This window comes from Alteromonas ulvae (genome assembly GCF_048987005.1).
Taxonomy (GTDB): Bacteria; Pseudomonadota; Gammaproteobacteria; order Enterobacterales; family Alteromonadaceae; genus Alteromonas.
Genome location: NZ_CP185261.1, coordinates 3,230,363 through 3,242,680 on the forward strand (window position 1 = coordinate 3,230,363; position 12,318 = coordinate 3,242,680).

At 43.8% G+C, this 12,318-nt stretch carries 9 protein-coding genes; 3 read left to right on the plus strand and 6 right to left on the minus strand.

Annotated features, from left to right (window positions below; translation table 11 throughout):
• Positions 1 to 129 precede the first annotated feature (129 nt).
• Both ACOJR9_RS14115 and ACOJR9_RS14120 read right to left on the minus strand, forming a co-directional pair.
• A complete protein-coding gene (locus ACOJR9_RS14115) occupies positions 130 to 1,314 on the minus strand; it encodes a PQQ-dependent sugar dehydrogenase (protein WP_420936144.1) in 1,185 nt (394 codons plus the stop codon).
• A 324-nt stretch (positions 1,315 to 1,638) separates the two neighbouring features.
• Entirely contained in the window at positions 1,639 to 1,842 is a 204-nt protein-coding gene (locus ACOJR9_RS14120) for a hypothetical protein (protein ID WP_420933571.1), read from the minus strand.
• A gap of 109 nt (positions 1,843 to 1,951) precedes the next feature.
• On the opposite strand from ACOJR9_RS14120, the gene ACOJR9_RS14125 reads away from it, so the two are divergent.
• Complete coding sequence (locus ACOJR9_RS14125; protein WP_420933572.1) at positions 1,952 to 2,617, plus strand: hypothetical protein; 666 nt, start codon at positions 1,952 to 1,954, stop codon at positions 2,615 to 2,617.
• 4 nt (positions 2,618 to 2,621) lie between these two features.
• A complete protein-coding gene (locus ACOJR9_RS14130) occupies positions 2,622 to 3,278 on the plus strand; it encodes a hypothetical protein (protein WP_420933573.1) in 657 nt (218 codons plus the stop codon).
• Between the two features lie 13 nt (positions 3,279 to 3,291).
• On the opposite strand, the gene ACOJR9_RS14135 is transcribed toward ACOJR9_RS14130, so the two are convergent.
• Positions 3,292 to 4,038 carry a tetratricopeptide repeat protein gene (locus ACOJR9_RS14135; RefSeq protein ID WP_420933574.1) on the minus strand — a complete coding sequence of 249 codons (747 nt, stop codon included), beginning with the start codon at positions 4,036 to 4,038 and terminating at the stop codon, positions 3,292 to 3,294.
• Positions 4,039 to 4,256: 218 nt separating this feature from the next.
• Between ACOJR9_RS14135 and ACOJR9_RS14140 the strand changes: the two genes are divergently transcribed.
• Positions 4,257 to 5,507: a DEAD/DEAH box helicase gene (locus tag ACOJR9_RS14140; protein WP_420933575.1), complete on the plus strand. Its 1,251-nt coding sequence runs from the start codon at positions 4,257 to 4,259 to the stop codon at positions 5,505 to 5,507.
• 88 nt (positions 5,508 to 5,595) lie between these two features.
• Here ACOJR9_RS14140 and ACOJR9_RS14145 read toward each other — a convergent pair whose 3' ends face one another.
• From ACOJR9_RS14145 to ACOJR9_RS14155, 3 genes are all read right to left on the minus strand, one after another.
• Positions 5,596 to 5,928 carry a hypothetical protein gene (locus ACOJR9_RS14145; protein ID WP_420933576.1) on the minus strand — a complete coding sequence of 111 codons (333 nt, stop codon included), beginning with the start codon at positions 5,926 to 5,928 and terminating at the stop codon, positions 5,596 to 5,598.
• A gap of 131 nt (positions 5,929 to 6,059) precedes the next feature.
• Positions 6,060 to 8,282: a putative bifunctional diguanylate cyclase/phosphodiesterase gene (locus ACOJR9_RS14150; RefSeq protein WP_420933577.1), complete on the minus strand. Its 2,223-nt coding sequence runs from the start codon at positions 8,280 to 8,282 to the stop codon at positions 6,060 to 6,062.
• 473 nt (positions 8,283 to 8,755) lie between these two features.
• Positions 8,756 to 12,313, minus strand: a complete 3,558-nt coding sequence (locus ACOJR9_RS14155) for an ABC transporter permease/M1 family aminopeptidase (RefSeq protein ID WP_420933578.1) — start codon at positions 12,311 to 12,313, stop codon at positions 8,756 to 8,758.
• Positions 12,314 to 12,318 lie beyond the last annotated feature (5 nt).

A 12,318-nucleotide genomic window follows, 5' to 3' on the forward strand; every position in this document is an offset into this window, starting at 1 on the left:
AAACGACAATGCCCTGCTCGGTGAACGATAACGCTACCAAAGAACAATATTCTATACATTTTGTCGAATTGCAGGAGGAGTTGCGTGCTTCCCTTGAAAAACACGCAGCCAGACCAAGTGGCGCTATAATTACCTTTTTGATTGAAGCTTTATAAGGCGGCCGCCTTCTTTGTCTTCCAGAACGTATATATTTCCCTTACTGTCTTGCTCAACTTCACGTACTCTTTTGCCCCACTCGTAACGCTCAGCCTCTTCTACATTCCACTTACCTTTATCATCCTGATTGAAGCTAACGCGAACTAGGGCTTGTGAAGACAAACCGCCGATAAAACCATCGCCTTGCCAATCTTTGTGTAAATTACCTTTATAAATAATAAAGCCTGCAGGACTTATCGCTGGCACCCAGGCTTTTTCCGGCGACTTAAAAATAGGAATCTCTTCATGGTTTGGTATCTTCACACCAGAATAATGATCGCCTTGGGACACCGTTGGGTAGCCATAGTTACGTGCCTTTTCAATAATGTTTAACTCATCTCCATGGCGAGGGCCCATCTCGTGAGACCATAAATTACCCTGCTCATCAAAATCGATACCCAATGGATTGCGGTGGCCTAATGACCATATTTGCTCGGTTACTGCACCATTGCCATAAAAAGGATTATCTTCTGGCACACTTCCGTCTGCATTCAGGCGTACAATTTTACCCAAGTTCATCGCCATATTTTGCGCAGGCGTAAATTTTTGTCTTTCACCAGAACTGATAAATAAATAACCGTCTGGCGAAAACGCCATGCGATGGGAGTAGTGTCCGTTTCCAGTTACCTTAGGGGACTGGCGCCAAATTAGCTCTCTGTTCGATAGACTCGCGCCGTTATCAGTGATAGTGAGTGTTGCGCGCTCGATAACGGCTCCACTAAACGCGTCATCGTTAGCATCGCGCTCTACATAGGAAACGTAAATCGTATTATTCGATGCATAATCAGGGTGCACAATCACATCGCCAAGACCGCCTTGCCCACGTGCTGTAACCTTAGGCACATTGTCGACTTTCGCAATTTTTTGCTGGTCTTCATCGAGCAACCACAGTGCTCCTGTTTTTTCTGTCACCAAGCTATGGCCATCGGGTAAAAATGCCATGGCCCAAGGGTTATCAAATGAGGTGATGGCATCGCCTGTCAGCATGGTGCCCTTACTGCCGGTCATTTCCACCTGCGTTGGTGAGTTAGACTGAGCTACGGCACCGTATGAGGTTGCAACTAGCGTAAAAATTAACGCTATTTTCCGTGGCAGAGTTTGGATATTTATCGCACGCATTTTAACGGATTGTTTTTGTACATTTCTCTTTTGCATAATAGCCGTACCATCCTGATGTTGAATCTTAATTAAAGCTTGTGAACTCACAGCATCCACTTCATATGCTATATTCGCCGGTATTTCACTATTTGCTACATGCCTGTTGGACTTCGTCTGCTTGCCACCTCATGCTGTTCATTAAAGACTGGTTTCAAAAGGCCGGACACAAAAAGCTAAACACAAATGCTCGTTACAAAAGGCTAGTCACATGACATATAGCACGGAAATCATAATTGTTAGTGATGCTTACGGATTTCTATTCGGTTAGGCTCAACTTAAGTCTGTTCAAGTGCTTGCATTGACTACTTTAAAAACATCGATAATGAATTTATTTAACGCATAAAAAAAGCGAATCACCGCTGATCCGCTTTCTTTTTTTAGCGACTTTGACTCCTCACTAATTGCTAACGAATCTGACGATTTACCGACAAAAATGGTGCCATCTCCTTTTTCAGAGCTTGACCAAGACGGCAATACGTGGGCAAACATGCATTTTTTTTCATTACAAGACGTGTGGCGATGGTTGTTTTGATGCCCAGAGATAATGTGTGCTTGCACGGCCAGAAAACTCACATTATGCTAAAGGAATGACGTTTGAATGTTAGTACAAGCCAGCAAAATGGAAGCAGTCCAGCGCTACAAATTGCGGAAAAAAGTAATGGCGGCAGTCATTGCCGTTATTGTGTTGTCATCCACAGCATGTTCCAGTTCGTTGATAATGCAAACTTATGCCAACATTCCAACCCCCTCGGTGACGTCATGGCCAGTCAATGCGGCCGTGCTTTGCGAGCAGCAGACCTGCTCACATGTTTATAGCGAAAATACGAGTTCCAGACCAAACTGGGAAGTGACCACCGGCCCATCGCATAAAAAGTTACTACATCAAGCATTGTCACCGTTGTTTTTGTCCACCACGCTGGTTGATTCACTGGATGACGTTTCAACGAAAACCGATTTTGTGATCACGCCAACCCTTCAAGATACCCAATTTTCACTCCCTAGCGAAACGAATTTAAAACACTACGAAGCCTGGTTTAAGTATAGCGTGTCCATTATGTCCATTGATGGGGAGGTAGTGACATCCTTTCCTGTAAGTGGATATGGAAAAGCCGAAAATACCGTTTTCAAAAATAACCAGCAAGGGCTCCAATTAGCGGCTAATATGGCGTTTAGGGATCTAGGCGCTAAGCTTATTTTAGGGATTAAACAACACCCTAAAATTAAAGTAAAACTGGTAAATAATGTTAATGGGCACAGGAAGTAACGATATGAAAATAGCAGCAATACAAATCGTGCTACTCATTGTTTACTGCTTGAGTTTGTCTGCTTGTAAAAACACAGCGAACACGTCATCGAGTGCAACAAAAACTAAGATTCACCCGTCGCGTGATTCACTGGTTGTATTAGGACGGCGCTATTCTAGCCACAACCAGACCGAAGCAGACTACATAAGCTGCATTGGCGAAGAACTTGAATCGAACACAGGCGCTTTTAACATTATTCCCGAGCAGCAATTTATTGACGAGCTGTATCCATTTTTTGAAACTAGCACAGCCCCTCTAAATATCAATAACTTAAGTACTCTTTTACAAGAACCTGGATTACAGAAAAAGTTTGGTGAAATCAATCTACGTTATGTCATATGGGTTGAGGGTTATACAAGGGTACATGGCAAGACTGGCTCAGTTTCGTGTGCAGTCGGTCCCGGCGCAGCGGGCTGTCTAGGGTTTGTTACGTGGGATGAAGATGCTAACTATCAAGCAAAAATATGGGACGTTAAGGCGCTTTCGTTACATGCCGAAGTGAACACAACCAGCACAGGCACGTCTTATATGCCTGCCGTGATTGTCCCTATACCGATACTTGCAAGGGCACAAAACAGTGCATGTGTTGACATGGCCTGGAATATTGGGCGCAAAATATAGACTTGAATGAGTATTAAAACGAGTCCGATTGGCGGCGCGGCCTGCCACGCAACGCACGTTTAAGCTCCTGTTCGGAAAACGCTAATACTTCGTTTGGGTTTATGTGTGGGTGTTGATTGAGAATAAGACCTGCCTGACGAGCAGCACTCAATGCTTCACTCAGCAAGTTATCACTGTTATCTGTTACTCGCGCGTTGACCGCTTCTACCTTCCACATTATGAGCTTGTTTAAAACGGACAGTCGCTTGGTTGATGCTTCGCCATAAACGCGAAGATAGAGCCAGTTTAGGTATTCATAGTACTCATCAACTACCTTCCATTTACCGGTTAAGCGATGTGTTTGAATCAGACTTTCTACTATTGAGAAGTGTGACTCATGATAAAGGCCTACATTGGTCTTTTTAATTTGCAGGCTTCGTTCAAGGTAGCTCAATGCCTGGTCATAGTCGGCTTTAATCTGATAGATGATTCCTATTTGAAACAACTTTTCGGCCAAGTCGTCGTGAAATGGCCCCAACTTGTGCTCAATATCCAGAATGCTTTGCTGTAAAAACCGTAGAGCATCATCAATCTCTTCATCACTTAGTGGCTGAACTTCTTGCTTGTCTATTTGAGGTTGCTGGGCGCGGTAAGTTGTAGCCTGGCTGTTACTTTCTAGAGCCGCCGACAATGATGAATAACCCGCAAAGAATATAGCGAGTATCAAGTAGACTTTGAGGCCCTGCGTCTTTGAATCGGCCGTTAACCGGTGTCGTTTCATATTGGATACCACTGGATCTTGTCATTATATTCACGTTGGATATAGTTATGCCATGTCTCCTTATAACGGTCAAATAATACTAGGCGCTATCACTCGCTTGCTCTATCAGCCTCTGTTAGTAGAAAGTCGTATTCTTAAAAAGTGAAAAAAAATCACACCACATTGGCCTACAACACGTATCATGACGCCAATTTTTATGTGTTGTGGACTCCCTATTTATGTCATTTAGTGCTCTTGGCCTATGTGCCGAACTTCTAACTACCGTTACTGAAAAGGGTTATACCAATCCATCCCCTATCCAAAAAGAAGCTATTCCAGCGGTGCTAAATAGGCAAGATCTTATCGCAATAGCTCAAACAGGCACTGGCAAAACGGCGAGCTTTTCACTGCCGATTTTGCATTTACTGGCAAATACACCACCGGCGAAACCACATTGTGTAAAAGCCCTTATCGTAGCACCAACGCGAGAACTCGCAGCGCAGGTTGCTAAAAACGTTGAAGGCTATAGCGAAGGTATGAATATTCGCTCGACCGCCGTATTTGGAGGTGTTCGCATTGAGCCTCAGAAATTTGAGCTCGCGCAAGGGGTAGACATTCTTATTGCAACACCTGGCCGCTTAGTCGACTTATACAAACAAGGGGATATTAATTTCGAGCATATCGAAATACTGGTGCTTGATGAGGCCGACCGCATGTTGGACTTAGGCTTTGTTGAACATATTCACTTTATACAAAGTCTCTTGCCTAAGCAGCGTCAAACGCTGCTCTTTTCAGCCACGTTCTCAAAAGAAATAAAGACACTCGCTGCCACCATGCTCATCAATCCAATGACAATTGAGCTAGCAACGGCCCACGATCATATTGACAATATCACGCAGATTTTGCATCCGGTAGACAAAGCGCGAAAGCACGAACTCGTCATTCATCTTCTTAATAATAATGACTGGTCTCAGGTTTTGGTATTTACCCGCACAAAGCGCGGTGCAGATGAATTAAGAAACAAATTGGAAGCAATGGGCATTGCCGCAGAATCTATTCATGCCAATAGAACGCAGCACGCCCGCACGCAAGCACTAGATGGCTTTAGAAATGGCAGTCTGAAAGTACTAATAGGTACCGACCTTGCTGCCCGAGGTATCGATATTCAGCAGTTACCTTGTGTTATCAATCTAGATTTACCCTATGTGCCTGAAGACTACATTCACCGAATAGGTCGTACGGGCAGAGCATCGTCAAAGGGCTTAGCTATTTCATTGTATAGCGACGACGAATCGAAGCAGTTAAGGTCAATTGAACGCCTTATTGGTAGACAATTTAAGAAGACATTTATTTCAGAATTCACACCAAAGCCGAAGCCACCGGCGGCTAAAAAGGATAACGCAGAAGAAGACCTATACGGCAATTTCGAAGCTTTTGATAAGCCCACTGGCAAAAGAAAATCGAAAGGGCGTAAACAGCGTCGATATTGAACAGCGGATGCAGACTTAACATCAACGAGTCAAAAACTATTCGATGATTCGACTATATTCTATTCTCTGCGCTTAATTCTCTTTACCCTCATCGCTCAAAAAACACATCTATGAGATCGGCTAGAGACTCCTCTAGCCCCTCTTCTAACACATCAATATCGATATCGAAGCTGTTCATGTATTTATCAGCATTATCTCGAGACACAACATTGTTTTTAAACTGAAACTCTAGTTCTGGAAGGGATTTGTCGTAGCGGGGTTTAATCGCCCAACGCAAACAATGGCTGTGATGATTTTTAAGCTTCTGCTTGGCAAAAACACAAAACGCCTCTACGTAATCGGGTCCTTGCGGGCCAAGGCACCCTGGCTCAACGCGAAACGTCACCAGCAGTTTTTTGTATATTGGGAGCTTAGTTTTCATTAGTGCCTAAAATGGTTTAAAGGTTAAAGTATGAGTAAACTGCGCTGATATTGCTAGTAGAAGGTATTAGCTTTCTCATGCACACCTTAGTTTTGACTTTCAGTGCAATAGACTTTTCCACTTAATCACTGTCAAACCGATAAGGACACAAATTGCTTAATAAAATCCTCTTTGTTGAGAGGCTTTGATAAATAGAAGCCTTGGAACTTATCTACATTCATTTCAATCAAGGCGTTAAAATGCGCTTCTGTTTCAATGCCCTCAGCCGTTACCTTTAAGCTCAGGCTTTTTGCCATTGAGTGTATGGCATGGCAGAGGTTTTTCGCCTTGTGATCGCTCACAATATCTTTAACAAAACTGCGGTCAATTTTCAAAATATCAAAATTCACACTACGTAAATAACTCAAGCTGGAGTAAGCAATACCAAAGTCGTCGATGGCCGTTTTCACCCCTAGCTCAGACAGCATCCGCGTATTTTCTCGAACCAGCGTTAAATCATCGGCAAACACACGCTCGGTTAACTCAAGTATTACATTATCGCCCTTCAAGCCATATTTGTTTAAGCTGCGGCGAGTGACATCAACCAACGCACAGTCGGCAAGCTGCCGATAGGAAATATTCACCGACATGCTGAGCGCAGAATGCCCCATATCCTGCCACTCTCGCAATACCTGACAGGCGGCATCGATAACCCATTCGCCAATTTGTAAGATCTGGCCATTCTCTTCTGCAAGAGGAATAAAGTCGTCCGGTGATATAAAGCCCAGTTCACTGTGTTCCCAACGCAACAAAGCTTCGGCGCCACAAAGCACTTTATGCTTATCAAATATGGGTTGAAACACCAACGATAATTCATTTTTATCCAATGCAAAATTCAAGTCTGTGTTAAGACGAAGTTTGCGCTGCAAATCAGTGTCGTAATCTAGGTTGTAAAAGGCAAATGCGCCTTTTTCGTTAATTTTAGTGCGGTACATTGCAGCATCGGCTTTGCGAAGCAAGTCGTTAGGATCTTCACTATCAACTGGGTATTGCGCTATGCCCACGCTTGAGCCAATATTGTGCTGTCTGTTTTGGTAATAAATGGGCTGTAATATCACCTCTTGCACACGCTGGACCAATCGCACTATTTCATCTTTAGAGGTATCGATTTCACTTAGCAATATAAATTCATCACCACCAAAGCGACCGATGAAATCCCCTTCTCTTACACAGCGCTCTAAACGACGGGCAACCTCAACTAACACTGCATCGCCAGCCTCATGACCATGCATATCGTTAACGTCTTTAAACTTATCAAGATCGATAAAAATAACGGCAAACGACACGTTAGTATGGAGTTGTAGTAAAGAGGCTAAATGCTCCTGAAGCATCAGACGATTTGGCATATTGGTGAGGTGATCATAATGAGCGAGATGGGACAGCTCCGATTCATGCTTTTTACGATCGCTGATGTCTTCGATGGTAAACAAGCTCTGTCGATGTTCATTCTCATCTAAAACGTTAAGCGCCGAGTATTCAATCCAAACAATACGGCCATCTTTGGTTTGTACCTGTATTTCTTGTGTCGGTTTGTCTACCGTATTTGCAGCAAAAAAACGTTCGGCGTTTAGACACAGCGTACTAATGTGTTGTTGAATAAGCATGTCTTCAGCAAAACCGAAGGTAGTATGAGCGGTACTATTAGCGCGCTGTATGATGCCTTTTTCATCTACCAACAAAACACTCTGCGCTTTTGAGTTAAATACCCCAGAAAACAAGTCACTTTCAAAGGAGGCCAGTTTAAGGGCTTTACGCAAAAACAACATTTTTTCGTTTAGCGTAAAGTAATAGGTGAGCATAATAAGGCTGAAAATGGTTAAACACATCAAGCGCGTAGCCAGTGTGTAGCCCATGTCACCCTCGTAGGGAAGTGTGTCCATTTGCTCAGGCCACACATAATAATAGATGGTGCCAAGCACACTGATAAACCAAAAGAAAATTTGCCCTCGCCACCCCATTGTTCCACCAGCAAGGATAGGAAAAATAAAGATCCACGCATAATGAACCGTATCAATACCGCCTGCAAAAGTGACATTTGCCATGTGTATTGCAAACATACAAAACAGCATTATTGCTGCCGCCAGCGGTACATTGTTGTGTTTTTTCAGCGCTACAACGTTGATCAAGATGACAAGTACACCAATAGCCTGTGTTATCACCACCCAATCTTCCATAAAGCTGTACAAATCTTTAAACGTAAGACCTAAAACAATGATATAGATAAAGCTAGTGAAATTGACGATAGAGAACACACCCGATGAACGAGCGCTTATAAAGAACGCGCTCAACGCCGACCTAGGTTGTTCAATAGTCATTTTTTTGTTGTCATCATTTTCTATTAGTACACTTTTTGCTTGAGACTGCTGTTCAATTGACTAGGCTCACATATGACAGGCAATGGCTCCTACTCTCTGACTTTTAGCCTAATTGCAATCGGTAATAGTGGCTATTGGCTCCTCGTCCTAATTAGGGTACCGAGAGAGAATGATACATGCACAATGACAATAAGCTTATAACACAAAGAATAAATTCTGTAATAGACATTAGAATAGATTACAAATTAGGGCGTAATACAGGTATCGCCCGCGTAAATGGGGAACAGAAAGATAGGAAATTAGACATTCAAGTCGTAAAACGAACTTAAATAGATAGATTAATGGTGTAACTGGCATTGGTATTTGAAAATGCAGTGGTTCAATAGCCGGCTTTCAGAAAACAAAAAACGGAGTCAGAATACGTAATCAGTGCTGACACTCACTCTGCTCCGTTTGGGATTAAGTAGGCTAACTTATAGCTGAATTACATTATCTCCGCTGTCTCTATCAATCATTTTCACAAAGGGGTCAACGCCCACATAGGCGGGTTTTTCATCCACCGTTACTGTTATTGTGTTTTCCCCGCTTATTAGTTTGTGCTTTTGGTTATAAAGTACCTGAGTAGTGTCCGACACGTCTTCCGGATCGCCAGTGAATAGTGCAATATCAATGTACTCGTCAACACTACCTTCTGTTTCACGTCCATCTCCATTAGCCTCAAACTTGCCCGCCGATATTCTCATGGTTACAGCAAACTTACCGTCGCTAGTTTCTTCAACCTCAGCCGACAGCATTTTTAAGTCGTACAGGGTAATGCGCTCAAACAGGTCTGCTATAAACTGCTGTTCCTCGCTTGTCGCCTCGGCATTAAGGGCAGCCTGTAAATCTAAGGTAGTTGGATAGGGATCGTTTTTAAACTTATACGCCTCTAGAAAGTTTTTCAGTGCCGTATTAACACGCTTCTCCCCTAACCTATCTAGAATTGCCATCATGACTACTGAGCCTTTACGGTAATGAATATACTGCTGTTCTTCGCTGCGCATAAACGGCATTTCTTCAATCAACTCGCTGCCGCGATCGCGAAGGTAGCGATCCAGTTCATACTTTAGAAAGCGTCGCATCTTCTCTTCGCCAAAGCGTTCACGCAATACCATAATGGCACTGTACTGAGACAAACTCTCAATAATGATTGATTGACCTTGCACATTGGCAGCACCTACCTGATGCCCCCACCACTGGTGAGCGACCTCGTGGGCGGTAACATAATACACATAGTCTATATCTTCAGGGTCGCGCAGGTCGGCAATAAATCCAATCTCTTCCGAATAAGGCACTGTATTGGCAAAACTCTGTGCAAACGAGCGATAGCCAGGAAACTCAATAATACGCATTTGTTTGTGCTGGTAAGGGCCAAAGGCGTTGGTGAAGTAATCAAGAGAATCTTTCACGCTTTGCACCATCACATCCACATTCCAATGGTGTTCAGGGTGGTAGTACACCTCAATATTTACACCTTTGTGTTCGTCTCTTTTAACGTCATGTCGGGCCGAAAGATAGGAGAAGAAATTGACTATTGGCGCATCCATTTTGTAATGAAAATAGTTACGTCCGTTCTCCTGCCACTCTTTTTGTAGGTAACCTGGCGCAATGGCAATTTGGTCGCCGCTGGTCGACACCGTAGTTTCAAAGTCGATAAAGGTGACTCCCTTACCAAACCCACTCTCAGCATAACGTGAGGTATCTTCCAACTTATAGGCCCGAGGGCGCTCTGGTAGATTGCGTTTACGTCGCTCGTGCCGGTCTGAAATCACATAACGCCCGTTAAATCCAAAGGTAGGAAACAACGAGAAATTATCGATGAAAGTACCGTTTTCAGCTACCTGCAAATCGAAACCGCCATCTTTAAACCCTTTGTGCTCACGCAATACCGACAGGCTACCTTCCCTTGATTCACCCGGCATGAGCGGCTCGTCAAAAGTGAGCCATGCGGTTTGAAAGTCATCAAACCGCTCGGTAATTTGCGCACCGGGTATCACTACATCCCATGAGGAAGTAAATCGAGGTATAGACACCAAAGTGCGTAAAATAGGCTCATCAAAGGGATTACTGATGGTCATATCTGCCGATACTTCAATCCGACGGGCCTCTGGATAAATATCAACGTTTGCATTTACTTGGGTTACTACTGGAATCAAGTCGTCTTCATACGGGCTAAACTGGCTTTCATATTCAGCTTGAAGCTCGAAGGTTTCATCTTGGGTAAGGTACGTATTCACTACCTTGGTGTTGTAGTGAATGTAGCCCCCCGTAAGAACGAATACGAGAAGGCTTGCTGCCAATACGGCCTTTCCAGACGCCCCTAACTGATAGCCTAGCAGCTTAAAACGGTGTTTTAGCGATACCTCTGGCCCGCGCTGCCATAGAGCATAACCAACGGTAAAAAGGGTGAGCGATAGTGCACTCCAATAAAGCATGTACCACGCGAACGGCGCTAAAAACCAGCCCCAGCCATTAAGGTCGGAATACAACACGCTTGGCGCGTCGCTAAAGCTGTACATATTGTGCTCTAAACCCAGCTCAGCAAATACTAAACTTACAATGAAGTACGCCACAAACAGCAGCATACCCACAAACTTATTCGGGCTTAGTACCTGAATAAAGAACGCCAGCACCGCTAACAGCGCCCACGGAACCCATGATACAAAATAAATTCCAATGAAATACGTACCAAAATCAAAGTCGAAATACCCTTGGGTAGCCTGATAGATAACGGTAAAAGCAATGCCGATAGCAAAGAGCACGGCGGTTACTGCCCACATTGCAAGTAATTTAGATACCCAAAACACCAAGTTAAATGCGGGTGTTGAATCGACGATATCGCCCATACCAGAACCACGCTCACGCCATACAATTTCGCCACTGTAATAGGTAATAACAATAAGCATCATCAACCCAAAACTTTCGCGAATAAACTCAACCATTTTATAGGTAAGCGGCCAATCTGGCGTACCATACACACCGCCAATAGGCACAAAGTACAGGGCAGACAGGTTGAACAGCGTAAATATCATTAGTACAAGTAGTGCTGGGCTAAACATAACTTGGCGCATTTCAAAGCCAATACGGGTAAGTAACTTATCAAACTGCCCGCCCGCCTTTGCTTTAATAGTAAGGTTAAGGGTTTTGGGTGGCGCCACAGTCGAGGCTTTACTTGGCTTTTCTTTACGGCTTTTTTGCTGCCAGCGCATTTGATAAATACTGCCAACAGTGGCTAGGATAAATGCGCCAATGCCAAGCCATATCAAACGGTTTTGCAGTAATACACCTTCTAACAACACTACCGTAGAGTTTTTATCAAACACGGTCCAATAACGAGTTATTTCGGCATAGGTACGAAGACCAAAGGGGTCTAATAATGCGCCAATGGTGCGGTATTCAGGCTCTGAGGTGACTACGCCGCTAATCAGATAGAAAATGAATATACCCATTGCAACCAAGTATGCGGCCATTATTGAACGAAGGCGCTGGGCAACGGCATAAAAAATCATACCGAGTGCTAGCACGGTGGGCACTGAGAAGTAGAAAAAGGTCGTTAGATAGAAACTAAGATTAGTGGGCCCTATTCGCTCTTGATCTATCCAAGGCATTAACGAGCCTAATAAAATAGCAATAGGTACCATGGCAAACACGCAAATACTGACCAAATAGGCACCTAAAAAACGGCCCAAATGGTACGACAGCGGCGTAATGGGCCGAGTATATATTAGCTCGCCCATATTGCTAGAGTGGTTTCGTGTGGCAGTACCCGACACAAAGTTAACCAACAAAAACAGCGCAAAAATACCCATAATAAGCGTGGTTTGCGTTATAGCAAACGAGCCGTTATACAGCACGTTTCCGCCGCCACCAATACGCACGTTATCCGTAGTGGTTGCCAAAAAAGGCAATAAGAAAAACGCCAGCATGGTGACGTAAAAGGAAGGTTGGCGAAGGTAATATCGCCATTCAAACGTAAGGCTATTTAAAAACATGGTTA

Coding starts and splice junctions, on each gene's coding strand:
- ACOJR9_RS14135 (WP_420933574.1), bottom strand. CDS start 4,038: ATGAAACGACACCGGTTAACGGCCGATTCAAAGACGCAGGGCCTCAAA.
- ACOJR9_RS14125 (WP_420933572.1), top strand. CDS start 1,952: ATGTTAGTACAAGCCAGCAAAATGGAAGCAGTCCAGCGCTACAAATTG.
- ACOJR9_RS14140 (WP_420933575.1), top strand. CDS start 4,257: ATGTCATTTAGTGCTCTTGGCCTATGTGCCGAACTTCTAACTACCGTT.
- ACOJR9_RS14150 (WP_420933577.1), bottom strand. CDS start 8,282: ATGACTATTGAACAACCTAGGTCGGCGTTGAGCGCGTTCTTTATAAGC.
- ACOJR9_RS14120 (WP_420933571.1), bottom strand. CDS start 1,842: ATGTTTGCCCACGTATTGCCGTCTTGGTCAAGCTCTGAAAAAGGAGAT.
- ACOJR9_RS14145 (WP_420933576.1), bottom strand. CDS start 5,928: ATGAAAACTAAGCTCCCAATATACAAAAAACTGCTGGTGACGTTTCGC.
- ACOJR9_RS14155 (WP_420933578.1), bottom strand. CDS start 12,313: ATGTTTTTAAATAGCCTTACGTTTGAATGGCGATATTACCTTCGCCAA.
- ACOJR9_RS14115 (WP_420936144.1), bottom strand. CDS start 1,314: ATGCGTGCGATAAATATCCAAACTCTGCCACGGAAAATAGCGTTAATT.
- ACOJR9_RS14130 (WP_420933573.1), top strand. CDS start 2,622: ATGAAAATAGCAGCAATACAAATCGTGCTACTCATTGTTTACTGCTTG.